This window comes from Gottfriedia sp. NPDC056225, assembly GCF_042267765.1.
Classification (GTDB): Bacteria; Bacillota; Bacilli; order Bacillales; family Bacillaceae_G; genus Gottfriedia.
Genome location: NZ_JBHJTJ010000007.1, coordinates 96,771 through 121,913, shown reverse-complemented (window position 1 = coordinate 121,913; position 25,143 = coordinate 96,771). Strand labels below are relative to the sequence as shown.

Annotated in this window: 21 protein-coding genes and 1 riboswitch; all 21 genes read left to right on the top strand. The window is 33.3% G+C overall.

The annotated features are described in order from the left end of the window. Positions 1 to 48 precede the first annotated feature (48 nt). A complete protein-coding gene (locus ACFCYN_RS07585; RefSeq protein WP_375948548.1) occupies positions 49 to 1,707 on the top strand; it encodes a ribonuclease J in 1,659 nt (552 codons plus the stop codon). A gap of 169 nt (positions 1,708 to 1,876) precedes the next feature. After that, positions 1,877 to 2,560 carry a ClpP family protease gene (locus tag ACFCYN_RS07580; RefSeq protein WP_257131817.1) on the top strand — a complete coding sequence of 228 codons (684 nt, stop codon included), beginning with the start codon at positions 1,877 to 1,879 and terminating at the stop codon, positions 2,558 to 2,560. Then, positions 2,557 to 2,769 (top strand): YlzJ-like family protein, encoded by a 213-nt coding sequence (locus ACFCYN_RS07575; RefSeq protein WP_098172736.1) that lies wholly within the window; start codon positions 2,557 to 2,559, stop codon positions 2,767 to 2,769. Before ACFCYN_RS07580 ends, ACFCYN_RS07575 begins: the two co-directional genes overlap by 4 nt. A 123-nt stretch (positions 2,770 to 2,892) precedes the next feature. Further along, positions 2,893 to 5,292, top strand: a complete 2,400-nt coding sequence (locus ACFCYN_RS07570; protein ID WP_172445220.1) for a DNA translocase FtsK — start codon at positions 2,893 to 2,895, stop codon at positions 5,290 to 5,292. A gap of 61 nt (positions 5,293 to 5,353) precedes the next feature. After that, a riboswitch (purine riboswitch) is annotated at positions 5,354 to 5,455 on the top strand. Between the two features lie 249 nt (positions 5,456 to 5,704). Then, positions 5,705 to 6,430: a GntR family transcriptional regulator gene (locus tag ACFCYN_RS07565; RefSeq protein WP_098117454.1), complete on the top strand. Its 726-nt coding sequence runs from the start codon at positions 5,705 to 5,707 to the stop codon at positions 6,428 to 6,430. A gap of 171 nt (positions 6,431 to 6,601) precedes the next feature. Next, the gene (locus ACFCYN_RS07560; RefSeq protein ID WP_375948546.1) at positions 6,602 to 7,699 is read left to right on the top strand and encodes a BMP family lipoprotein; all 1,098 of its coding nucleotides are present in this window, start codon (positions 6,602 to 6,604) and stop codon (positions 7,697 to 7,699) included. A gap of 267 nt (positions 7,700 to 7,966) precedes the next feature. After that, on the top strand, positions 7,967 to 9,490 hold the full coding sequence (locus ACFCYN_RS07555; RefSeq protein ID WP_172445218.1) for an ABC transporter ATP-binding protein: 1,524 nt from the start codon (positions 7,967 to 7,969) through the stop codon (positions 9,488 to 9,490). Continuing rightward, positions 9,487 to 10,554, top strand: coding sequence for an ABC transporter permease (locus tag ACFCYN_RS07550; protein ID WP_375948501.1), 1,068 nt, complete (start codon positions 9,487 to 9,489; stop codon positions 10,552 to 10,554). The genes ACFCYN_RS07555 and ACFCYN_RS07550 overlap by 4 nt, the downstream gene beginning before the upstream one ends. A 3-nt stretch (positions 10,555 to 10,557) precedes the next feature. After that, positions 10,558 to 11,505 carry an ABC transporter permease gene (locus ACFCYN_RS07545; RefSeq protein ID WP_172445216.1) on the top strand — a complete coding sequence of 316 codons (948 nt, stop codon included), beginning with the start codon at positions 10,558 to 10,560 and terminating at the stop codon, positions 11,503 to 11,505. A gap of 236 nt (positions 11,506 to 11,741) precedes the next feature. Next, positions 11,742 to 13,013, top strand: a complete 1,272-nt coding sequence (yfmF, locus tag ACFCYN_RS07540; RefSeq protein ID WP_375948544.1) for an EF-P 5-aminopentanol modification-associated protein YfmF — start codon at positions 11,742 to 11,744, stop codon at positions 13,011 to 13,013. Next, entirely contained in the window at positions 13,013 to 14,296 is a 1,284-nt protein-coding gene (yfmH, locus tag ACFCYN_RS07535) for an EF-P 5-aminopentanol modification-associated protein YfmH (protein WP_172445214.1), read from the top strand. The genes yfmF and yfmH overlap by 1 nt, the downstream gene beginning before the upstream one ends. 203 nt (positions 14,297 to 14,499) lie before the next feature. Further along, positions 14,500 to 15,228, top strand: coding sequence for an elongation factor P 5-aminopentanone reductase (ymfI, locus tag ACFCYN_RS07530; protein WP_172445213.1), 729 nt, complete (start codon positions 14,500 to 14,502; stop codon positions 15,226 to 15,228). 112 nt (positions 15,229 to 15,340) lie between these two features. Continuing rightward, the gene (locus ACFCYN_RS07525) at positions 15,341 to 16,132 is read left to right on the top strand and encodes a DUF3388 domain-containing protein (RefSeq protein ID WP_172445212.1); all 792 of its coding nucleotides are present in this window, start codon (positions 15,341 to 15,343) and stop codon (positions 16,130 to 16,132) included. A 20-nt stretch (positions 16,133 to 16,152) separates the two neighbouring features. After that, the gene (locus ACFCYN_RS07520) at positions 16,153 to 17,049 is read left to right on the top strand and encodes a helix-turn-helix domain-containing protein (protein ID WP_375948498.1); all 897 of its coding nucleotides are present in this window, start codon (positions 16,153 to 16,155) and stop codon (positions 17,047 to 17,049) included. 73 nt (positions 17,050 to 17,122) lie between these two features. Further along, on the top strand, positions 17,123 to 17,701 hold the full coding sequence (pgsA, locus tag ACFCYN_RS07515) for a CDP-diacylglycerol--glycerol-3-phosphate 3-phosphatidyltransferase (protein ID WP_172445210.1): 579 nt from the start codon (positions 17,123 to 17,125) through the stop codon (positions 17,699 to 17,701). Positions 17,702 to 17,721: 20 nt separating this feature from the next. Continuing rightward, positions 17,722 to 18,984, top strand: coding sequence for a competence/damage-inducible protein A (locus ACFCYN_RS07510; protein ID WP_375948542.1), 1,263 nt, complete (start codon positions 17,722 to 17,724; stop codon positions 18,982 to 18,984). Between the two features lie 248 nt (positions 18,985 to 19,232). Further along, complete coding sequence (gene recA / locus ACFCYN_RS07505; RefSeq protein WP_172445208.1) at positions 19,233 to 20,276, top strand: recombinase RecA; 1,044 nt, start codon at positions 19,233 to 19,235, stop codon at positions 20,274 to 20,276. Between the two features lie 577 nt (positions 20,277 to 20,853). Continuing rightward, a complete protein-coding gene (rny, locus tag ACFCYN_RS07500; RefSeq protein ID WP_098117441.1) occupies positions 20,854 to 22,425 on the top strand; it encodes a ribonuclease Y in 1,572 nt (523 codons plus the stop codon). A 213-nt stretch (positions 22,426 to 22,638) separates the two neighbouring features. After that, positions 22,639 to 23,430, top strand: coding sequence for a TIGR00282 family metallophosphoesterase (locus ACFCYN_RS07495; protein WP_172445207.1), 792 nt, complete (start codon positions 22,639 to 22,641; stop codon positions 23,428 to 23,430). Positions 23,431 to 23,556: 126 nt separating this feature from the next. Next, positions 23,557 to 23,817 carry a stage V sporulation protein SpoVS gene (gene spoVS / locus ACFCYN_RS07490; RefSeq protein WP_088041153.1) on the top strand — a complete coding sequence of 87 codons (261 nt, stop codon included), beginning with the start codon at positions 23,557 to 23,559 and terminating at the stop codon, positions 23,815 to 23,817. 252 nt (positions 23,818 to 24,069) lie between these two features. Next, positions 24,070 to 24,996 (top strand): dipeptidase, encoded by a 927-nt coding sequence (locus ACFCYN_RS07485; RefSeq protein WP_375948494.1) that lies wholly within the window; start codon positions 24,070 to 24,072, stop codon positions 24,994 to 24,996. Positions 24,997 to 25,143: the final 147 nt, after the last annotated feature.

Genomic DNA, 25,143 nt, shown 5'->3' with positions numbered 1-25,143 from the left:
CTGTAAATTTAAAGAATTATGTAGGAGGAACAGGTTGTGGTGAACGAAATGAAAGAACAAGTAAAAGTTTTTGCCCTTGGTGGGGTAGGTGAAGTCGGAAAGAACATGTATATAGTCGAAGTAGGAGATTTGATATACGTGCTAGATGCGGGTTTGAAATTTCCTGAGCAAGAAATGTACGGAATAGATCATGTTATACCTGATGTCAGTTATTTAGAGAAGAACGCTCATAAAATTGTTGGAGTTTTTATAACACATGGACATGAGGATCATATTGGTGCAATTCCATATATTATGAATAAGCTTCCTCAAGTAAAGTTTTATACAAATAAATTAGCTTATTTATTTATTAGAGAAAAATTAAGTGAAAAAGGAATAAAGAACCTTGAGCAATTTGAACTATATGATGAAAATAGCTTATTTACATTTGAAAATAGTTCTATTAGCTTTTTTAGAGTTACTCATAGTATTCCAGATTCATTTGGTTTTTGTGTAAATACATCTCAAGGAGCGGTAGTTTATACCGGGGACTTCAAATTTGATCAATCGAAAAGTCCTTTTGCTGGTGCTGATTTAGGTAAACTTGCAATTATCGGGGATAAAGGAGTTCTATGTTTACTTTCAGATAGTACAAACGCAGAAAGACAAGGATTCTCAGGTTCAGAGAAGAAAGTAGCCGAAGAGATTAAAAAAGAAATAATGTATGCGAAGGGAAGAGTATTAGTAGCTTGTTTTTCTTCAAATATTTATCGTATTCAACAGGTTATGAATGCATGTGTTGCAGCCGAGCGAAAATTAGCAGTTGTCGGAAGTAGTATGATGAAGTCAATTGAAATAGCGAAGGAATTAGACTATTTAACAATTCCAGAGGATTTAATGATTTCTGTAGTGGATACTGATAATTTTAAAGAAAGAGATATTGTAATCTTAACAACTGGAACTCAAGGCGAGCCAATGGCAGCACTTTCTAAAATCGCAAAAGGTACACATAAACAAGTTTCAATACGAAAAGGTGATACTGTAATAATGGCATCAACGCCTATTCCAGGTAATGAAATGTTAGTAGCGACTTCTGTTAATCTATTATTTAGGGCTGGAGCGAATGTAATTTATGGTTATAAAAAAGTTCACGTATCTGGCCATGGTTATGAAGAAGAATTGAAATTGATGCTAGAGTTGATGAAACCTACTTATTTCATACCAGTTCACGGTGAATTTAGAATGCAAAAAGCACATTCACATATTGCAGAAGAAGTAGGGATCGCGAAAGAAAATATATTTATTGTTGAAAAAGGTGACATTGTCTCGTTTCACAATGGCCAAGCTACTCGAACTGAAAGAGTTGAAGCAGGGAATGTTCTAATAGATGGAATTGGTGTCGGTGACGTTGGAAATATTGTATTGCGTGATCGTAAACTACTTTCCCAAGATGGCATACTGATTGTAGTTGTCACATTTAATAAACAAAAAAGAGTAATTATCTCTGGTCCAGAAATTATTACTCGCGGATTTGTTTATGTTCGTGAGTCAGAAAAATTAATAACGAGATCAACTGAAATTGTAAAAGGCATTACTGAAAAAATGTTGCAAAACGATCAAATTGAATGGACATTATTGAAAAATTCAATTAGGGATGGATTAAGTGCTTATTTATATGAAGAAACAAAAAGAAGACCGATGATTCTTCCAATCTTAATGGAAGTATAAATTTAAAAGCTTAAGCGCTTCATATTCCAAAGATGGGTATGATTTCCTTATTATTTTCACATACTAACTTGTATGAAAAATGATAGGGGGAACCGTTGTGACATATTCAAATAATGAAACGCCAATACCAAATGAAGAAGCACCTCCAAAGCCAAATGATCAAAAGGACATGAGTATCGTTGAAAAAATTCAACAGTTAGGACAAACAAATGTTCCAACTAGTAATGATTCAAAAATACATTGTTTAACGATCATTGGGCAAATTGAAGGGCATGTTGCATTACCACCTCAGAATAAGACGACTAAATATGAGCATTTGATACCTCAATTAGTAGCGATTGAGCAAAATCCTAAAATTGAAGGATTATTAATCATATTAAATACGGTTGGTGGAGATGTTGAAGCAGGACTTGCAATTTCAGAAATGATTGCATCCTTAACAAAACCTACTGTTTCAATCGTTTTAGGTGGAGGACATAGTATTGGAGTACCAATTGCAGTAAGTACTGATTTTTCATATATTGCTGAGACAGCTACAATGACGATTCATCCAATTCGTTTAACAGGTCTCGTAATTGGTGTACCACAAACGTTTGAATATCTTGATAAAATGCAGGAAAGAGTAACTCGATTTGTTACGAAGCATTCAAATATTACTGAAGAGCGGTTCAAGGAACTAATGTTCACAAAAGGTAATTTAACTAGAGATATCGGCTCAAATGTAGTCGGTGGAGATGCAGTAAAATATGGATTAATTGACGATGTTGGTGGAATTGGGCAAGCACTAGGTAAATTGCAGGAATTAATTGATGAAAGAAAAGAAAAATCAACTAAAGAGGAGAATGAATTTTGATTCTTTATACAATTATGCCACTTGAATCGATTTATCCTGTTGATCAAAAAGAATATACCTCACAGCAATTTATGGAATACAATGGTGTTCCTATGTTAGTTGATAGTGTTGGGGGGACAGCTTTTGAAATTAGAAGAATTGTCAGTACCGATCCAGAGCATTATATGCAATATTCACCAGGTCAAAGAATTTTAGTTTTTCCATCTTGAGGTAATTATTAACAATACATGGTAAACATATGTTCTGATATGTTATAATAAATTCAATTTAAGAAAGCAGCCAAAAGGCTGCTTTCTTTGGCGAATCTGCAAATTTAGATGGGGGTGAATTACATGGCAAAGCAGAAGCAGCAAAAGTCAAAAGCTCGAAAGTCATCAAATGGACATGCAAAGGGACATGGCTCAATATGGTATGAAATAAGTGGATTAATATTTTTAGCACTTTCGATTGTCACAATCTTAAAGCTTGGAATAGTTGGTAAAGTCTTTGTATTATTCTTGAGATTTTTCTTTGGCGAATGGTATATGCTTAGCTTCTTATTTATTATCGGTTTATCTGCATATAGTATTATTTACCGGAAAAGACCTCCATTTGTTTCGAGTATAACGATTGGCGGATTGTTAATCTTCTTTAGTATATTGATGTTTAGTCATGTTACTCTATTTGATTTATTAGCAAAAAATAACCAATTTAAAGATCAATCTGTCATAAAGAGTACACTAGATTTATTCCTTATCGAAGCTAAAGGTAAAATTAGTACGGTAGATCTTGGTGGAGGGATGATTGGAGCGCTACTTTTTGCAGTATTATATTTCTTATTCGATCGAACTGGTGCGATTCTCTTTGGAATAATTGCTGTTGTTGCTGGGATATTGTTTATTACTGGAAAACCACTTGGCGGTTATTTATATCAATATATGATGCCAAAAGTAAGAAATATTATTTCAGATAGTTGGAAGGATTTTGCAAATTTCTGGAAGCGAGGAAGGGAACAAAAAACAACAACTAGTAGACGGGCTGAAGCAAAGCAAAAAAGAAAATCGAGAAAAGATTCATATGAAGAAACTGAGGAAGAGGTTCCAAACAATAGTATTCCGAATTATCATATTGATCATGCATATGAAAATGAGGCTGTTGAACCGAAAAAAGAAATTCAAATTGAATATTCTCCTACATATCAGCCTCCTAAAGAGCCAAAATTTACCGTAGCAAGTGATTCAAATCAGATTCAAGCACAGTTTGCTGATGAAGATGATCAATCAATAGACTTGCCAGTCGCCGAAGTTGGGATGGATGATAAAGTAGATTATGTATTACCTTCATTGGATTTATTGGCATACCCAAAAGGCGTTAAAAAACGAGAAAATGAATCAAAATTAAAGGAAAATGCGGACAAGCTTGAAAGAACATTTCAAAGCTTTGGCGTAAAAGCAGCTGTAACAAAAGTACATCATGGACCAGCTGTTACGAAATATGAAGTTTACCCTGAAGCAGGTGTAAAAGTTAGTCGAATTGTCAATTTAAGTGATGATTTAGCACTTGCGCTTGCTGCTAAAGATATCCGAATTGAAGCTCCAATTCCTGGTAAATCAGCGGTTGGAATTGAAGTGCCTAACACAAGTATAACGACGGTTTTATTAAGAGAAGTTCTCGAAGCGAAAAATCCTAAATTACAAAATCCATTAGCAGTATCGCTAGGTAAAGATATTGCCGGTGATGCTGTGTTTGCAGAGCTTAATAAAATGCCGCACTTATTAGTAGCTGGAGCAACAGGTAGTGGGAAAAGTGTATGTATAAATGGAATCATAGTTAGTATCCTAATGAATGCGAAACCTTCTGAAGTAAAACTTATGTTAATCGACCCGAAAATGGTTGAATTAAATGTTTATAATGGGATTCCGCATTTATTAACTCCAGTTGTAACGAATCCTAAAAAAGCATCACAAGCACTTCGAAAAGTTGTTAGTGAAATGGAAAGAAGATACGAGCTTTTTTCACACTCAGGAACTCGAAATATCGAAGGTTACAATGAATTAACGAAACAAAATAACGCAATGACGGATTCGAAGCAACCTTTATTACCATTTATCGTTGTTATTGTAGATGAGTTAGCAGATTTAATGATGGTAGCTTCAAGTGATGTAGAAGATTCCATTACAAGATTAGCGCAAATGGCTCGTGCTGCAGGTATTCATTTAATTATTGCTACACAAAGACCGTCGGTTGATGTCATCACTGGGGTCATTAAAGCGAATATACCATCACGAATTGCTTTTAGTGTATCTTCTCAAACAGATTCTCGTACGATCCTTGATACTGGTGGAGCAGAAAAACTTTTAGGTAGAGGAGATATGTTATACCAACCTATAGGTGCATCTAAACCAACTCGAGTTCAAGGAGCATTTTTATCAGATGATGAAGTTGAAAGAGTTGTTGAGTTTTCGATCTCTCAACAAAAGGCTCAATACCAAGAAGAGATGATGGTGAAAGAGGAAAAAGATGGTAAAACTGAAGTGAATGATGATCTTTATAATGAAGCTGTTGAGTTAGTTTCAAACATGCAATCAGCCTCGGTTTCACTACTACAAAGAAGGTTTAGAATAGGTTATACTAGAGCAGCTAGATTGATTGATTCTATGGAAGAAAATGGAATTGTTGGTCCGTATGAAGGCAGTAAACCACGAGAAGTATTAATTAGTAAACCTGTAGAAGATGAGCAGGCCTTATCTTAATAAAATTAAAAAAATTGTCGAAACATTATTGACAATTTTAGACATAGAATGATATTATTTCTTCAGATAAATTGATAGTCCTCATATAAATCAGGCGTTATGGGTCGGAAGTTTCTACATTGCAACCAATATTTGCAATACTATGGGGAAAAAGCATTATTATGGAGAAATGATTTTATACTTAATGAAAAATCAAAAACTCTTATAATCTAGCTTTTTCACCTAGTGAAACTGTAGATTATAAGAGTTTTTTTTATGTTTAATCGAGTCAAAAGTTGTATTAACGAAATAAAAAATAAAGCGTTTTCAAAAAAGTGTTGAAATGAGTAAAAAATAACAGTATAGTAAAGAAGGATTATACGACAGATGTCTAACAACTGATGTCTGAAATCCGAAGTTTGGGGGATGGGAAATGAAGATTAAAACCGATACCAGATTGCTTTATCTTCAAGTGATGGATCGCATAAAACAAGATATTGAGAATGGTATTTATTTACCACATCATAAGTTACCATCAGAGTATGAGTTATCGAAAATTTTTGGAGTCAGTAGAGCAACATTAAGAGAAGCATTAAGAGTTTTAGAAGAAGAAAATATTTTAGTTAGAAGACACGGAGTAGGGACGTTTGTTAAACCGAAACCGATTTTTAGGACAGGTATTGAACAATTAAGTAGTGTCTCAGAAATGATTATTGATGCTGGTAAAACGCCTGGTACAATCTTCTTAACTTCTAAACTATTAGTTCCTACAAAGGAAGATTTAAAAAGCTTCACAATTACCGAAGATGATCGCATGCATGTAGTTGAAAGAATTCGAACAGCTAATGGAGAACCTGTAGTTTACTGCATTGATAAATTACCAACAAATTATTTTAAACAGGTTCCATCATACGAAGATCATTCATTTTTTTCATTCATCCAAAAAGAAACTGGTCGAACTATCGAATACTCTAGTGCAAGAATTGAGCCAATAGGATACCACGATAAAGTATCCCCTTTGTTACAGTGTGAACCAGATGTTTCATTATTATTAATCGAACAGTTACATTTTGATGACTTAAACCGTGCAGTTTTACATTCTTATAATTACTTCAGAGCGGATCAGTTCAGTTTTAATGTTTTAAGAAAGAGAAATTAAACTGTATAGCCAAAATTATGTTTACGAAAAATAAGTTTTGGCTGGTTTGTAAATAATATTGTCAGAAATTTCATTAAAAATTATTAGGGAGGTGGATCGTTAAGCTAACGATTATATACCAAGCTAGTACAAATGTAAATAAAAATTTAAGGGGGCAAAATTTTTATGAAGATGAAAAAAGCTGGTCTTGTTCTTTCAATGGCCTTAGCAGCAGGTACAATTTTAGGTGCTTGTGGAAAAGGTGGAGATACAAAAGACGCAAAAGGCGCATTTAAAGTAGGTATGGTAACTGACTCGGGTACAATTGATGATAAATCATTTAACCAAGGTACTTGGGAAGGAATCCAAGCAGGAGCTAAAGAATTAGGTTTCAATCTTAAGAATGATACTAAATACTTGAAACCTGCTGGAGAAACTGAAGCGGATTACTTAAAAGAAATCGGTAACCTAAATGACGCGGGCTTTAAATTTATCGTTACTCCAGGTTTTAAATTCGAAACAGCAATTTATAAAGCGCAAGATAAATATAAAAATGACAAATTTGTAATTATCGATGGTACTCCACACTCAGCTAAAGATATGACACCGGATGTTAAAAAGAACTCGGTTTCAATTTTCTTCGCAGAGCAAGAAGCTGGTTACCTAGCTGGTATTGCAACAGCAGTTCAATTAAAAACTGGTGATGTTGGATTTATCGGTGGTATGGAAATTCCTGCAGTTCAAAAATATAACTGGGGATTCCAACAAGGTGTTAAATATGCAAATGAAAAACTTGGAACAAGCATTTCTTTAAAAGCTAATAACGTAGTATATTCTGGAAGCTTTACAGACAAAGCAGCAGGTCAACAAATTGCAGCTCAAATGTATGACCGTGGCGTTAAAGCGATCTTCTCTGCAGCAGGTGGAGTAGGACAAGGTGCTATTACTGAAGCTAAAAACAGAGTTGCTAGTGGTAAAGAAGTATGGGTTGTTGGTGTTGACGTAGATCAATACGCTGATGGTATTTATAAAGATAACAAATCAGTAATCTTAACTTCAGCTATGAAAGGTGTAGCTAAAGCAGCTTCTGATATGGTAAAAGCTGAAAAAGATAAAAAATTCCCTGGTGGACAAACTTTAACTTATGATGCAAAAAATGACGGTATTGGTTTACCAAAAGAAAATCCAAACTTAAGCTCTGATACTTTAACAACAGTTAACGATGTATTTAACAAAATTAAGTCTGGTGAAATCGTAGTTGCAAGTGAAAGAGGAAGTTTAATTAAGTAATTAGTAAATTTCTTTTTAATAATTGGCAGAAGAAGCATAGGAAAGGAGAATCCCTTTATATGCTTCTTCTACCCTATAAATGATTTTGAATTTTCATGCCTTAATCAATTGTAAGCACTTTTATTGGTGAAGCTTCCAATTGATTAGGGCGTGAGTTTCGGGTGAGTGAGAAAAAACCTCCCTAAAAATAAAAAATTATGAAAAATATTCCGAAATCAAGTAAAACTTTGAAAATAAATGACTTCGTAATATACAAGGAGGAAAATTATGGAATATGTAGTGGAGATGCTAAATATAACAAAAGAGTTTCCTGGCATTATAGCGAACGATAATATTACACTTCGATTAAAAAAAGGGGAAGTTCATGCTTTATTAGGCGAAAACGGAGCAGGGAAATCAACTTTAATGTCCGTCCTTTTTGGAATGTACACACCTGAAAAAGGGATTATAAAGGTCAAGGGTAAAGAAGTTAAAATCGCAAACCCAAATGTTGCAAATGAACTAGGAATTGGAATGGTTCATCAACATTTTAAATTAGTTTCAAACTTTACAGTAACTGAAAATATTATTCTTGGTCTTGAGCCAAAAAAAGGGTTAGTAGTCGATATTAAGACAGCTGCAAAGCGTATTGAAGAGCTTTCTAAAACTTATGGCTTAAATGTTGATCCATATGCAAAGATTGAAGATATCTCTGTAGGGATGCAGCAAAGGGTTGAGATTTTAAAAACATTATACCGTAATGCAGAAGTATTAATATTAGACGAACCAACAGCGGTACTTACTCCACAAGAGATTCAAGATTTAATGAAAATCATTAAAAATTTAATTAATGAAGGTAAATCAATCATTATCATCACACATAAATTAAAAGAAATCAAAGCTGTTGCTGATCAATGTACAGTTATTCGTCACGGAAAATACATTGGTACAGTTGATGTTAAACAAACTTCTGAATCTGAAATGGCCTCTATGATGGTCGGACGTCAGGTGTCTTTCAAGGTAGAGAAAGAAGATTCAAAACCTGGCGAAGTTGTACTAGATGTTAATAATTTAAGTGTTAAAAATAATAAAAAAGTTTTAGGTTTAAAAAATGCTTCTCTACAAGTACGAGCAGGTGAAATTGTTGGTATTGCCGGAGTTGAAGGGAATGGACAATCTGAACTTGTTGAGGCAATAACTGGATTAAGACCGATTGAAGAAGGTTCTATTCTACTAAAAGGCAAAGATATTACAAAGGATAGTATTCGTCAGAGAATTCATAGTGGTATCGCTCATATTCCTGAGGACCGTCAAAAAAGAGGACTTGTTCTTGAATATACAATTGAAGAAAATGTAGTTTTAGAGATTTATAATCAAGAACCATTTTCTAAATATGGCGTGTTAGACAAGGCAGCAATAGCTAAACATGCCAAAAAAATTATTGAAGAATTTGATGTACGATCTGGTGAAGGTGCGAAAACGGTTGTTGAATCTATGTCTGGTGGGAATCAGCAAAAAGCAATCATTGGTCGTGAAATTGAACTTAAACCGGAATTGTTAATTGCGTGTCAGCCAACACGTGGATTGGATGTAGGTTCGATTGAGTATATTCATAAGAGATTAATAGAGCAAAGAGATAGTGGAAAAGCTGTTCTACTAATCTCGTTAGAGCTTGAAGAGGTTCTTAATTTATCTGACCGCATTGCAATTGTAAATGCTGGTGAAATCATTGATATTGTTAATGCTAAAGAAACGAATGAAGATGAATTAGGATTAATGATGGCTGGTATAAGGAGAGGTGAAGGGGCATGAAAAAAGGAGGAATCATTTCTCTAATTGCCATTTTATTAGGATTAATAGCTGGAGCAATCTTAATTTTTGTTACAGGTAGTGATCCAGTAGAAGGATTTACTTATTTATTCCAAGGTGGATTAAAGGATCCGGAGCGTATTGGTAATACATTAGCAACTGCTACTCCGTTAATTTTAACTGGACTTTCTGTTGCATTTGCATTTAGAACAGGTTTATTTAATATTGGTGCAGCTGGTCAAATGCTTTTTGCAGGGTTTTGTGCTTCTGCAGTAGGTTTAACTGTTGATTTACCTACACTAATCTTAGTTCCCTTGATGGTTATTGTAGCATTTATCGCAGGTGCAGCTTGGGCATTTATTCCAGGATTATTAAAGGCAAGATTTAATGTTCATGAAGTAGTTTCAACAATTATGATGAACTGGATTGCTTATTGGACTGTTTATTATTTAGTTCCACAATATTTTAAAGGTAGTACAGAAACTGAGTCAAAAATGCTTGCGGACTCTGCTACTTTAAAAATGCCATTTTTATCTAGTTTATTTGGAGATTCATATATAAACTTCGGGTTATTTGTTGCAGTTATTATGGTAATCGTTATTTCATTTATCATTAACCGCACAGTATTAGGTTATGAATTAAAAGCTGTAGGTTATAACCGTAGTGCAGCTGAATATGCAGGGATTTCTGTAAACAGAAATGTTATTTTATCAATGATGATCTCAGGTGGACTGGCTGGTTTAGCTGGTGTAGTTCAATTCGCTGGTAACTCTTCATTAATTCAAATTGGTGTTTTACCTACTGAAGGATTCGATGGAATTGCAGTAGCACTTTTAGGAATGAATACGCCAATTGGAGTATTTTTCTCAGCAATATTCTTTGGAATCTTGTATTCTGGTAAAGGTTTTATGAGTGCAATGACTTCAATTCCACCAGATATCGCTGATGTTATTATTGCAATCATTATCTATTTCTCTGCAACGAGTATTTTAATTAAAAAAGTTATTGATCGAATAACTAAATCACGCAAGTACAAGGACAGCAATGTAGGAGAGAAGGTGAAATAAGGCATGGATTTAATTATACAAATTTTCCCATATGCAATTGCCTATACGATTCCATTATTAATCGTAGCATTAGGTGGTTTATTTTCTGAGCGAAGCGGTGTCGTAAATATCGGTTTAGAGGGATTAATGGTTGTCGGAGGTTTTTCAAGTGCCTTAACAATTTCTAAACTTCAAGAAACTCATCAAGGAGAAACATGGGTAATCTGGGTAGGGATTCTAGTTGCAGTTCTTGCAGGTGCTTTATTTTCACTATTACATGCATTCGCAAGTATTAATTTACATGCTGATCAAGTAATTAGTGGTATTGCAATCAATATGATTGCTGGTGCTTTAACGATTTTCTTAGCTAGAAATATAACTGGATCAGGTAATATCAGTATTAATGGTATTACTCGTACAGATATTCCTTTATTAAAAGACATTCCGATACTTGGAGATTTATTCTTCAAAAATACGTATTCGACAACATGGTTAGTAATTGCGATTTTATTAATTAGCACATTTGTACTTTATAAAACTCGTCTTGGTTTACGTCTACGTGCATGTGGTGAATATCCTCAAGCAGCTGATGCAGCGGGTATTAATGTATACCGTGTTCGTTATTTAGGTGTAATTATTTCAGGTGCATTTTCTGGATTAGGTGGAGCTATTATCTTAGTAACTTACTCTGGCGAATTTACAGGAAGTGTAGCAGGTCTTGGTTTCTTAGCGATTGCTGCATTAATTTTTGGACAATGGAAACCACTTGGAATTTTAGCTGCAACATTATTCTTTGGTGTAGCTACAACAATTGCCAATGTATCTCAAGTTATTCCAAGTTTGGCTCATATACCACCATTGGCATTAAAGCTATTCCCATACGTAGTAACTTTAATTGCGCTAGTAATATTCTCAAAATCTTCACAAGCACCAAAATCTGTTGGTGTTGCTTATGAAAAAGGTAAACGATAAATAATATTTTCTTAGAAGCTTCCTATATTATATATAGGAGGCTTTTTTTTAGTCAGTTTAGATTAAATTCTTTAAAAAATGCTTTAAAAGGAGGTACTACTTTCTTTTTTATTTGAAATAAATATTTTGGGTAAACTAAGCAGTAGGTTTTATTTTGGTAAAATTAGAGATACAATGAAGATATTGGAAATAAATATGAGTAAATAATAATTGACTAAGGAGGGTTCAATTTGAATTTGTTACAATACAAAAACAGTGATATTAATGGCATTAAACTACATGTGGTTACGACAGAAAAATTTAAAACAAATTCGATTACACTAAAAGTACGTGGAAAACTTGAAGAAGATACAGTATCGTACCGTGGAATTTTACCTTATGTATTACAAAGTGGTACGAAAGATCTTCCTACTAATGGTGAAATTAGAAGAAAATTAGAAGAATTATACGGTGCAACTTTCTTTGTAGACGTATCAAAAAAAGGTGATTATCATGTCATGTCGTTTACAATTGATGTTGCAAATGAAAAATACCTTTCAAATCAAAGCTCTTTATTAAATGAAGCACTTTCGCTTATAGCGTCAATATGGCAAAATCCATTTTTAGAAAATGGTGCATTTTCAGCTAAACATGTTGAAACTCAAAAAAGAACGCAAATACAACGAATCCAGTCGATTAACGATGATAAATTGAAATTTGCAAATCAACGACTAGTAGAAGAAATGTTTAAGGATGAGCCATATGCGTTACTTGCAAATGGAAAAACTGAGGATGTTAATTCAATTACAGCTGAATCTCTTTATAAATATTATGAAAAAGCCCTGCAGCAAGATTTAATTGATCTTTATGTTGTTGGTGATGTTGAATTTGATCAATGTAAACAATTGGTTGAAGAAAACTTCCGAAATACTACAAGTGAGAAAGTCACTGTTGATACTGTAAAAGCAACTCCAATTAGTTCACCTAATGAAGTAATTGAAGAGCAAAAATTGAATCAAGCTAAACTACACATTGGTTATACAACTGAAATTTCCATCAAAGACCCAGACTATTTTGCACTTCAAGTGTTTAATGGGCTTTTTGGAGGATACTCACATTCAAAATTATTTATCAATGTACGAGAAAAAAACAGTTTAGCATACTATGCTGCTTCGCGTTTTGAAAGCCATAAATCAATCTTAATGGTAATGTCGGGTATTGCATCTGAAAACTATGAAAAAGCAACGACAATCATTGCTGAGCAGCTTGAAGAAATGAAAAAAGGAAATTTCACAGATGCAGAAATTGATCAGACAAAACTAGTTATCAAAAATAGCTTATTAGAAAGTATGGACACGGCTTATGGAATAATTGAAACTTTATTCAATGATCAAGCTGCAGGTAACGAACGTCCGATTGAAGACTGGATTCCTGCAATTGAAAAAGTTACAAAAGATGAAATGGTAGCTGTGGCTAATAAAATAAAGCTGCATACAACTTATTTCTTAAAAGGTCAGGAGGGAGCATAATGGAAAAAAAGTATTTTGAACAATTGAATGAAACTCTTTATTTCGAAGAGCTTGAGAACGGATTAAAAGTATATATTCTTCCAAAGCAGGGTTACAACAAAACATATGCGACCTTTACTACTAAATATGGTTCAATTGATTCTGAGTTTATTCCATTAGGAAAAGATGAAAAATTGGTTGTACCAGATGGAATTGCTCATTTTTTAGAGCATAAATTGTTTGAAAAGAAAGATGGAGATGTATTCCAGGTTTTTAGCAAACAAGGTGCTTCTTCAAATGCATTTACGAGTTTCACACGAACAGCTTACTTATTTTCAGCTACGAATAATGTAGAACAGAATTTAATAACATTAATTGATTTTGTTCAAGAACCTTATTTTTCTGATCAAAGTGTTGAAAAAGAAAAAGGAATCATTGGTCAAGAAATTAAAATGTACGAAGATAATCCTGATTGGAGACAGTACTTTGGGATGATTGCTAATTTATACGGTAAACATCCAGTTAGAACTGATATTGCTGGTACGGTTGAATCAATATCAAAAATAAATAAAGAATTATTATACACTTGTTACGAAACATTTTATCATCCAAGCAATATGTTATTCTTTGTTGTTGGTCCAGTAAATCCTGAAGAAACAATGAACTTAATTAGAGATAATCAAAATAAAAAGACTTTTAAAGATGCTAATGAAATTAAGAGATTTTTCCCAGAGGAAACTCCTGAATCTGCAGAAAAGAAAAAAGTATTACATATGAATGTCCAATCATCGAAAGTACTCGTTGGAATAAAGGACTTTTCTGCACCTAAAGGTGGAAGCGAATTACTAAAACATGAATTATCTATTTCCATCCTACTAGATTATTTATTCGGAAAAGGTTCAAATACTTATCAACAAATGTATGAAGATGGTTTAATAGATGATTCGTTTTCATATGATTACTCTGCCGAAAATGGTTTTGCATTCGCAATTATTGGTGGAGATTCAACTTCACCTGAGAAACTTTCTGAAAAAATAAAAGAAGTCTTATTAGACACTAAAAACCATGACTGGGAAAAAGAAATTGTTGACCGGGTAGTTAAAAAGAAAATTGGAGGTTTTTTACGTTCATTAAATTCTCCAGAATATATAGCGAATCAATTTACAAGATACGCATTTTTAGATATGCATTTATTTGACATAGTATCTGTGTTACAATCGATCTCGATAGAGGATTTAAAAGCAAGTGCAAGTCATCTAATTAATGATGACTATATGAGCGAATTTTTCGTTCTTCCGCATTAAATGAGTTTTGATCACGAAAAGCATCCTTATTAGGGTGCTTTTTATTTAAAATGGGGAAAAAACTAAATAAGCAGATTTAAGGGTATATTAAGATAATAAATGTATACTTAGTACATAATATGCGTAATAAATAGATTCTTTGTCGTAACATATCCCTAATAATGTCTAAACCCCTTAAATCTGCCTTTAATATGGAGATTAGTATGAGAAAAAGAATATTAGTAATAGGAGCTAGTGGAGACATAGGCTTGGCTATTTCAAAAAAATTAATAAACGAAAAACATGATTTAGTTGTCCACTTTAACAGTAAGAAAGAGCCACTTAACGAAATCCTAGAACTAGCTAGAGAACATGAATTAAAATGCCAATTAGTTCAAGCGGATTTATCAGAGAAAAATGGTGTTGATGTTTTAACGTCACAAATTGTTGATCAGATTGATTCAATTGTTTATGCGTCTGGATTTTCGATTTACGGACTAATTAATGATGTAAGTGATCAAGAAATAGATCAATTAACTCAATTACATATTAAAAGCTTGATAAAAGTAGTCAATTATTTTCTTCCAAATATGGTGGCGAAAAAATCTGGAAGTATTGTTGTAGTTTCTTCTATATGGGGTCAAATCGGTGCATCTTGTGAAGTGCTATACTCAACAACTAAAGGTGCTCAAAATGCATATGTAATGGCTCTAGCAAAAGAATTAGGGCCAAGCAATATAAAAGTAAATGCAGTCGCTCCAGGTGCAGTAAAAACGAATATGTTAAATTCATTTACTGAAACTGATTTAATCGAAATTGCAAATGAAATACCGATGAGTAGATTAGCACTACCAAGTGAAATCGCCAATACGGTAAATTTCCTAATTTCCGAACAATCTTCCTATATAACTGGTCAAATTCTTGGAGTAAACGGCGGTTGGCACACTTCTTAAAAAAATTTCGAGTCGAAAGTTATTTATTTCACATATTTTACCTTTTATATTATGGTGAAATCGTTTATTATTAAATAGAGTTGTAAGTAGTTAACAAATAGGGGGTATAAGTATGGAGTTAATCGAATGGTATTTTGAGTATGAAATACATAAGAATCGCCCTGGACTACTTGGAGATATTGCTTCGTTAATCGGTATGCTAGGGATTAATATTTTAACAATTAATGGTGTCGACACAATGAAACGTGGTATGCTACTTGGTTGCGACAATGATGATCAAATTACAAGATTTGAATCAATTTTAAATACTATGGACAATATAACAATAATTAAACTAAGAAAACCAACTCTTAGAGATCGTTTAGCTGTAAGACATGGTACTTATATCCAACGAGACGTAGATGATAAAAAGACTTTTCGTTTTGTTCGCGATGATTTAGGTATGCTTGTTGATTTTATGGCAGAGTTATTTAAACAGCCAGGCCATAAGCTAATCGGAATCAGGGGGATGCCTCGCGTTGGTAAAACTGAATCAGTAGTAGCAGCAAGTGTTTGTGCGAATAAACGCTGGTTATTTGTATCATCAACATTAATTAAACAAACATTAAGAAGTCAATTAATAGAAGACGAATATAATTCAGACAATGTATTTATTATTGATGGTATTCTTTCTCATAGAAGAGCAAATGAACAACATTGGCAATTAGTTCGCGAAATTATGGCAATGTCTTCTGTGAAGGTAGTAGAGCATCCAGATGTATTTGTACAGCAAACTGAATACTCTTTAGATGATTTTGATTACATAATTGAATTAAGAAATGATGAAAATGAAGAAATTAAATATGAACTTGTAGACCAAATGGACAAAAATGGACACAACTCGTTCTCTATGTTTGATTTTTAAAGTTAGTTGGGGTGTAATTTGTGACAGAAATAGGAAAATATTTAAAAGAAGCAAGAGAAGCCAAAGGCTTATCAATTGATGATGTACAAGAGTTAACGAAGATTCAAAAACGTTATCTTGAAGCAATTGAAGAAGGTAACTATGAAATATTGCCTGGGCAATTTTATGTTCGTGCATTTATTAAACAATATGCAGAAACGATTGGCGTTGATGTGTCAGGTTTTCTATCTGATAAACCTGTCATAGAAGATACTGTTGAAGCAAATACAATTGCAGAAGAAGTAAAGCATGAAGAAATTCCTAGTAGAGCATCAAAACTTAAAGAACCATTAAACAACGTTAAGTCGTCGCGTATAATGGATTATTTACCAAGAATATTAATAGCAATCCTAATCATGGGAATCTGCATTGCTATCTATATGATGCTTCCATCAAAAAATGATGAAAAGTCTGCAGATACAAACCAATCTCAAACTAATTCTAATTCTGAAATAGAAAAACCAAAAAATAATGCTCTAGATCAGGCTAAAAATGATAATAAGAAACAAACAGAGAAAGCGAAAAATGATGAGACTAAGCAAGAACCGACTCAAAAAATTACAGTTGACTCTGCTCAAGGAAAACGCACTTCAATTTCATTATCTGGTACAGATGTATTTAAATTAGAAGTGGTTGCTAATGGTGAAAGTTATGTGGATTTAAAAAATGCTGCGGGAAAAATGTTTTATAGTGGGATTTTAAAACAAGGACAAACTCAAAACTATGACTTAACAGAAGAAAATGAAGTAACTGTAAATATTGGTGCTTCAAATAATGTTGAGCTAAGAATTAATGATGAGGTATTTAAATATCCAGTTAGTCCAACAAATGCTGTTCACCAAAAGATTACGATTAAAAATTTAAAAATGAATCAATAGTCATCTTTAAGATGGCTTTTATTCATTTATTATAAATTGCTTCATTTTCTAGAAAGTTTTGGAGGGTTTTACCATGAATTTACCAAATAAGATTACAGTATCAAGGGTTTGCTTAATCCCATTATTTATGTTGGTTGTTTTAATAGATTTTGGATGGGGAAATATTACGTTAATTGGTGATTCGATACCAGTTAACCACCTAGTAGGAGCAGGAATTTTTATTATTGCCTCTGTAACTGATTTTATTGATGGCTATTATGCACGAAAATTTAATTTAGTTACAAATTTTGGAAAGTTCCTAGATCCACTAGCTGACAAATTACTAGTATCTTCAGCGTTAATAATTTTAACTGATTTTAACTACGTTCCCGCGTGGATTACAATTGTCATTATAAGTAGAGAATTCGCTGTAACTGGTTTAAGAATGATCTTAGCTGGTACAGGTGAAGTTCATGCTGCAGCAATGTTAGGTAAAATTAAAACTTGGGCTCAAATCGTTGCGATTTCAGCATATTTCCTACATGACTTCCCATTGAATTTCTTACCATTTTCAATTGCAGATGTAGCACTTTGGGTTGCGTTATTCTTTACAGTATATTCTGGTTGGGATTATTTTTATAAAAATAGAGATGTTCTTATTAAATCAATGTAAAGAATTAAAAGGGGGAACTGATTTTGAAGCGTGCTGAAATAATTGCTGTAGGGACTGAGCTACTTTTAGGTCAAATTGCAAACACGAATGCGCAATTTTTGGCTAAACATTTATCTACACTAGGATATCACCATCATTTCCAAACGGTTGTAGGAGATAACTCAGAACGACTTAAACATGCACTTGAAATCGCTTCTACTAGAAGTGATTTAATTATCTTAACTGGTGGATTAGGTCCAACTAAAGATGATTTAACAAAAGAAGTTGTTTCTGAATTTGTACAAGAAACACTTGTATACCATACTCCATCACTTGAGTACATTGAACAATATTTTATTAAAGTAAATCGACCAATGACTGAAAATAATAAAAAACAAGCATTGGTAATTAACAATGCGCACGTCTTATTAAATAAAAATGGAATGGCTCCTGGAATGGTTTTTGAATCTAGTGACAAGCAATTTGTTCTATTACCTGGACCACCAAGAGAAATGATTCCGATGGTTGAAAATGAATTAATTCCTTATTTCTTAAAAGGTAAGGAATCAAATACAATTATCTCAAAGGAACTCAAGTTTTTTGGGATCGGAGAATCAATTTTAGAAACTCAAATTCTTGATTTACTTGAAAACCAATCGAATCCAACAATTGCTCCTTTAGCAAGTGAAGGAGAAGTAATGCTCCGAATTACAGCAAGTGCTAGTAATGAACAAGAGGCAGAGAAATTAATTGGACAAGCTGAAGAAAAAATTCGCGAGCGTGTTGGGCAATTCATATACGGTACTAACGGTGATAATCTATTTACCGTTTTATCAAGAAAATTGAAGGAATTTAAACTGACTATATCTGCTGCTGAAAGTTTAACGGGTGGACTTTTCAGTAAAAGAGTGACAGACATTCCTGGTAATTCGTCCATTTTTAAAGGAAGTGTAGTTTGTTACACGAATGAAATGAAACAAAAACTAGTAAATGTACCATCAGACATCCTGGCAAATAACGGTGCAGTAAGTGCAGAATGTGCTAAATCACTAGTTGAAAATATTCAAAGTTTAACAGGTAGTAATATTTCGATTAGCTTTACTGGTGAAGCAGGACCTTCAACATTAGAAAATGTTCCAGTAGGTAAAGTATATATTGGAATAAAAATGAATGATAATGAACCGTTCATTAAAGAGTTCCAATTCAGTGGAACTAGGGAACAAATAAGATTATCGAGTGTTAAAAACGGCGCAAACATGCTGATTAAATTACTACATTCAAGTTTTGAAAGTCAAGACTTATAAAATTAGATAGGTTATTTTATAATAAAAAAGCTCGGTTATTTAGCCGAGTTTTTTAATTTTATAGTTTTCATATTAATAAAAATCTAGTTTTATAGTTTGAAAAATACGAAACAAGCGTTTCTATTCTTTAAAAATTAAGTTTAATCTCGAAAAAAATCGAATAAACGTTCTATTTTTTAGTTGGCAAACGAACAAAAAACAGTTATTATATAGTTAATAGATAAATGAATCCTTAAGGAGGAATCTTAATGAGTGATCGCCAAGCTGCTTTAGATATGGCTTTAAAACAAATTGAAAAACAATTCGGTAAAGGTTCAATTATGAAACTAGGGGAACAAACAGATCGCCAAATTTCAACTATCTCTAGTGGATCGTTAGCACTAGATGTTGCATTAGGTGTAGGTGGATATCCAAGAGGCCGAATTATTGAAGTATATGGTCCTGAAAGTTCAGGTAAAACAACTGTAGCATTACATGCAATCGCTGAAGTTCAAGCAAATGGAGGACAAGCGGCGTTTATAGATGCTGAGCATGCATTAGATCCTGTCTATGCTCAAAAATTAGGTGTAAACATTGATGAGTTATTATTATCTCAGCCTGATACAGGTGAACAAGGACTTGAAATTGCAGAAGCGTTAGTTCGTAGTGGTGCAATTGATATTATCGTTGTTGACTCAGTAGCAGCATTAGTTCCAAAAGCTGAAATTGAAGGAGACATGGGTGATGCTCACGTAGGTCTACAAGCTCGATTAATGTCTCAAGCATTACGTAAACTTTCAGGTGCAATTAACAAGTCAAAAACAATTACAATCTTCATTAACCAAATTCGTGAAAAAGTTGGGGTTATGTTCGGTAATCCTGAAACGACTCCAGGTGGACGTGCGTTAAAATTCTACTCTACAATTCGTTTAGAGGTACGTCGTGCTGAACAATTAAAACAAGGTAATGATATTGTAGGTAACAAAACGAAGATTAAAGTCGTTAAAAATAAGGTAGCACCACCATTCAGACAAGCAGATGTAGATATTATGTATGGAGAAGGTATTTCTAAAGAAGGGGAAATTCTTGATATTGGATCTGATTTAGATATCGTTCTTAAGAGTGGAGCATGGTATTCTTACAATGAAGAACGTCTTGGACAAGGCCGTGAGAATGCTAAGATATTCTTAAAAGAAAATAAAGATATACGTGATACGATTAAACAATCGATCCGTGTTCACCATGGCTTGGATAACCCTGTTATTGTTACTCAAACAGATGACGAAGATCAATTCTCTTTATTAGAAGAATAAATTTTTTCCTAAAAAAAATTTAAGAAACTAAGATTATAAAAGACAAACCAAAAATGCGGGTGCTTATTAAAAGTGCTCGCATTTTTTAAATACAGGAAAAGCAAAGTCCGAAAAGGGTAGTAGTGATGTTTCTTTAATTTTTTTTTGCTTTAATCTGAATCACTTTAAACTGTCCTCAAATCCTATGGATAACGTGGAAGCTATAGTCAAACGCTCCCTATTTCTTTTAAGGAAATATAACTAAATACATAAGAAAATAGATGTTTATTAATTGAAAAATCATTGAAATTAATTCGTGATTAAAAACAAATAAAAAAAAGTTAATGAATAAAATTTAGATTTTGATGTATGAAATCTAGTAAAAATGTAATAAATATTGATAAATCAAGTATGTAAGCAATTTACAAGGCTTGACATCATTTGGTAAGAGATTTAATATTTAAGTGTATATTCTAAAAAAATATTACTTTTTTGTAAAAAAATGAAATCGAAATGTGCTGTATGTTGATGCAATTATTTATACAATATAACAGCCGACAAAAATGAAACTAATTAAATAGCAAGAGGAGGTGAAATCATGGGTGCAAATACTATAATTTTGATCATCTTCGCATTGCTTGCCACATTCGGAGTCGGTTATGCTGTCGGATTTTTTGTCCGTAAGTCCATTGCAGAAGCTAAAATAAATGGCGCAACTAATCATGCAAATCAAATTATTGAAGATGCAAAACGTGATTCAGAAACAGTTAAAAAAGAAGCTTTATTGGAAGCAAAGGACGAAATTTACAAAATTCGTACAGATGCAGAGAACGAAATTCGAGATCGACGTAGTGAAATACAGAAATCTGAAAATCGTTTAACGCAAAAAGAAGAGAACTTAGATCGTAAAGATGATGGACTTTCAAAACGTGAGTCTGCTCTTGAAAGAAAAGAGGAATCTCTTGTTTTAAAACAACAGCAGATAGAAGATATGGAAAGCAAGATAGAAGCATTAATTGCTGCCCAACAAGAAGAGTTAGAGAGAATTTCTAGCTTAAATCGTGAAGAAGCAAGACAATTAATACTTACTAAAGTCGAAAATGAATTATCCCATGAAACAGCAATACTAGTTAAAGAAACAGAAGCTCGAGCAAAAGAAGAAGCAGATAAGAGAGCAAAAGATATTTTATCATTAGCAATCCAGCGTTGTGCTGCAGATCATGTTGCTGAAACAACTGTTTCAGTTGTAAATCTTCCAAATGATGAGATGAAAGGTCGTATTATCGGTCGTGAAGGTCGAAATATACGTACTTTAGAAACGTTAACTGGTATAGATTTAATTATTGATGATACGCCTGAAGCTGTAATATTATCAGGTTTTGACCCAATTCGTCGTGAAACTGCGAGAATTGCACTAGATAAATTAGTACAAGATGGTCGAATCCATCCTGCACGAATCGAGGAAATGGTTGAAAAATCTAGAAGAGAAGTAGATGAGTACATACGTGAAGTCGGTGAACAAACTACTTTCGAAGTGGGTGTCCATGGAATTCACCCTGACTTAATCAAAATATTAGGTCGTCTGAAATTTAGAACTAGTTATGGACAAAATGTACTAAAACATTCGATGGAAGTAGCTAACTTAGCTGGTCTTATGGCTGCTGAACTAGGTGAAGATACAAAACTTGCAAAACGAGCAGGATTACTTCACGATATTGGTAAAGCGATTGACCATGAGGTAGAAGGAAGCCACGTTGAAATCGGTGTTGAATTAGCAACAAAATATAAAGAACATCCAGTAGTAATCAATAGTATCGCATCTCACCATGGAGATGCTGCGCCAACTTCAATCATAGCAGTTCTTGTAGCTGCTGCAGATGCACTATCTGCTGCAAGACCAGGTGCTCGAAGTGAAACTTTAGAAAACTATATCCGACGTTTAGAAAAACTTGAAGAGATTTCTGAATCGTATGAAGGTGTAGAGAAGTCATTTGCTATTCAAGCTGGTCGTGAAGTCCGCATAATGGTAAAACCAGATACAATTGATGATTTACAAGCTCATAGATTAGCAAGAGATATTAGAAAACGTATTGAAGACGAACTGGATTATCCAGGTCATATAAAAGTTACGGTTATTCGAGAAACTCGTGCAGTCGAGTATGCAAAATAAAGTGGTATATGCCACTTTATTTTCTTTTTAGTAACAAAATAAAGCATTTTAAAGAATAGCTCCAACTAATACATATCTGAAGTTAATCATAGTTGATTGGCATAGATGTAAGATTCAGATTGTGCTAGTAATGGGGCTTTTCGTATTTTTGGGTAATCTAATGTAAAATCAGTGCTGTACGTTAACAGTGGCAAGTTGGAAGGATGTAACATAATGAGAATAATGTTTATAGGCGATGTAGTTGGTTCAAATGGTAGAACAATGGTAAAAGCAAATCTTCAGGCTTTAAAAAGGAAATATAATCCTTCAGTAACAATCATAAATGGTGAAAATGCAGCCCATGGTAAAGGGATAACGGAAAAAATTTATCGTGAATTTTTAGAATTAGGTGCTCAAGCAGTAACACTTGGTAATCACGCATGGGATAAAAAAGATATTTTTGAATTTATTGATCAAGCAAAATACTTAGTAAGACCAGCTAATTTCCCTGAAGGTACTCCAGGGAATGGTTTAGTATTTTTAAACTTTAATGATGTTGAAATAGCGGTTATCAATTTACAAGGTAGAACATTTCTACCGCCACTTGATTGTCCGTTTAAAAAAGCTGATGAACTAATAAAAATCGCACAAAAAAGAACGAAAATTATTTTTGTTGATTTTCATGCTGAAGCAACAAGTGAAAAGATTGCTATGGGCTGGTATTTAGATGGAAGAGTAACTGCGGTTGTTGGTACTCATACACATGTACAAACAGCTGATGAGCGAGTATTACCTGCTGGTACAGCGTTTATTACGGACGTAGGGATGACTGGTCCTTATGATGGGATTTTAGGTGTTACAAGGGAAGCCGTTATTAAAAAATTCTTAACGAACTTACCAGTGAGATTTGAAGTAGATGAAGGTAGAGGCCAGCTAAGTGGTGTTATTATCGAATTAGATAAACAAACAGGCCATGCAAAATCTATTAAAAGAATACAAATTAATGATGACCATCAAGAGCTATAAGTTTAATTAAGAGAATTGTGAAAATTTTTAAAAAACTTTTAAATATTTGCAGGAATAACTTCTTGTTATCGAGAATAGTTTTTATTGTACACAATATTAGCTTTGTAAGTACAAGGAGGATCAGGAATGGAAATATTAAAAGTTTCAGCAAAGTCAAACCCTAATTCTGTAGCAGGAGCACTTGCAGGTGTATTGAGAGAGCGTGGTACAGCAGAAATTCAAGCAATCGGTGCTGGCGCGTTAAACCAAGCTGTAAAAGCAGTTGCAATTGCGAGAGGATTCGTTGCACCAAGTGGTGTGGACCTAATTTGTATCCCTGCATTTACAGATATTCAAATCGATGGGGAAGAGCGTACAGCGATTAAATTAATCGTAGAACCTCGTTAATAAATACAACCTGTTAGCCTAAAGCGACAGGTTGTTTTATTTTTTATTAAAATTTCATAAATTGGCTACGTTGAAGAATCATCGAATAGTTTCCAATTTTAGGTATAAATAGAAATCAACTATTCCTGTGGCTTCACCTAAAGACTCGCCAATCGGCGAGTTTTCTTTATGTATAATGATTTAATTTATATTCGGTATTATTAATTATGTTAAACTAGTCTAAATAATCAAAAAAAGGAAGGGTGTAAAGGAATGAAAGTATTTGATGCGCATTGTGATGTACTGATGAAATTATTAGAAAAGCCTACGATCAATTTTGAAAATGATGATTCATTGGAGGTTTCAGTTAATCGATTAAAAGAGGGAGAAAGTAAGATACAATGTTATGCGATTTATATCCCCGAAAATGTACATAAACTAATAAAGTTTGACGCAGCACTTCAATGTGTAACTCTTTTTTATGAAAAAGTAGCAACAGAAAATAATAATATAAAAGTTATTCGAACAAAAGAAGATGAAGTTGGATTAAAAAGTCACGAAATGGGTGCTATTTTGACGCTAGAAGGCTGTGACGCACTTTTAGGTGATATTAACCGACTAAAGATATTACACCGTCTAGGAGTGCGTAGTGTCGGTCTAGTATGGAATTACGCGAATGAAACTGCTGATGGAATACTTGAAGAAAGGAATGGGGGATTAACTAATTTTGGAAGAAGTGTAGTTCATTACTTAAATGAGCATAATATGTGGTGTGATCTTTCTCATTGTAGTGAAGCCGCGTTTTGGGATGCATTCGAGCAAGCAAAATACCCAACAGCAACTCATTCAAACGCTAAAGCAATTTGTAAACACCCTAGAAATCTAAATGATGAACAGTTGAAGGCGATGTTTAATAGAGGTGCAATTGTAGGAATTAATTTTTATCCTGCATTTTTAGTCGATGAAGGTGTTGCAACGATCTCAGATATTATTAAACATATTGATTATATGTGTTCACTAGGTGGAGAAAAATATATCGCGATGGGATCAGATTTCGATGGCATCGATACACATCCAACCGATTTACATCATGTTGGACTTTATCAAAATTTAACAAATGAATTGCTAAAATATTATACCGAACAGCAAGTAAAAGGCTTTATGTATGAGAATTATTCATCATATATACATTACAAATAACACGTTACTTGTTCAGAATAATAAAAATATAAAAATTAAAGGAATAATTTCTTTCAAAATCATTGATTTTTTTGATTAATAGGTCTAGAATTGAAAGCGAATTAACTCATATCAAAAGATATGTTTTAAATCGCTTTCATTCTTTTA

Coding starts and splice junctions, on each gene's coding strand:
- ACFCYN_RS07485 (WP_375948494.1), top strand. CDS start 24,070: ATGAAAGTATTTGATGCGCATTGTGATGTACTGATGAAATTATTAGAA.
- ACFCYN_RS07495 (WP_172445207.1), top strand. CDS start 22,639: ATGAGAATAATGTTTATAGGCGATGTAGTTGGTTCAAATGGTAGAACA.
- ACFCYN_RS07570 (WP_172445220.1), top strand. CDS start 2,893: ATGGCAAAGCAGAAGCAGCAAAAGTCAAAAGCTCGAAAGTCATCAAAT.
- ACFCYN_RS07560 (WP_375948546.1), top strand. CDS start 6,602: ATGAAAAAAGCTGGTCTTGTTCTTTCAATGGCCTTAGCAGCAGGTACA.
- ACFCYN_RS07555 (WP_172445218.1), top strand. CDS start 7,967: ATGGAATATGTAGTGGAGATGCTAAATATAACAAAAGAGTTTCCTGGC.
- ymfI (WP_172445213.1), top strand. CDS start 14,500: ATGAGAAAAAGAATATTAGTAATAGGAGCTAGTGGAGACATAGGCTTG.
- spoVS (WP_088041153.1), top strand. CDS start 23,557: ATGGAAATATTAAAAGTTTCAGCAAAGTCAAACCCTAATTCTGTAGCA.
- ACFCYN_RS07585 (WP_375948548.1), top strand. CDS start 49: ATGAAAGAACAAGTAAAAGTTTTTGCCCTTGGTGGGGTAGGTGAAGTC.
- ACFCYN_RS07565 (WP_098117454.1), top strand. CDS start 5,705: ATGAAGATTAAAACCGATACCAGATTGCTTTATCTTCAAGTGATGGAT.
- yfmH (WP_172445214.1), top strand. CDS start 13,013: ATGGAAAAAAAGTATTTTGAACAATTGAATGAAACTCTTTATTTCGAA.
- ACFCYN_RS07550 (WP_375948501.1), top strand. CDS start 9,487: ATGAAAAAAGGAGGAATCATTTCTCTAATTGCCATTTTATTAGGATTA.
- pgsA (WP_172445210.1), top strand. CDS start 17,123: ATGAATTTACCAAATAAGATTACAGTATCAAGGGTTTGCTTAATCCCA.
- ACFCYN_RS07545 (WP_172445216.1), top strand. CDS start 10,558: ATGGATTTAATTATACAAATTTTCCCATATGCAATTGCCTATACGATT.
- recA (WP_172445208.1), top strand. CDS start 19,233: ATGAGTGATCGCCAAGCTGCTTTAGATATGGCTTTAAAACAAATTGAA.
- ACFCYN_RS07525 (WP_172445212.1), top strand. CDS start 15,341: ATGGAGTTAATCGAATGGTATTTTGAGTATGAAATACATAAGAATCGC.
- ACFCYN_RS07580 (WP_257131817.1), top strand. CDS start 1,877: ATGAGTATCGTTGAAAAAATTCAACAGTTAGGACAAACAAATGTTCCA.
- rny (WP_098117441.1), top strand. CDS start 20,854: ATGGGTGCAAATACTATAATTTTGATCATCTTCGCATTGCTTGCCACA.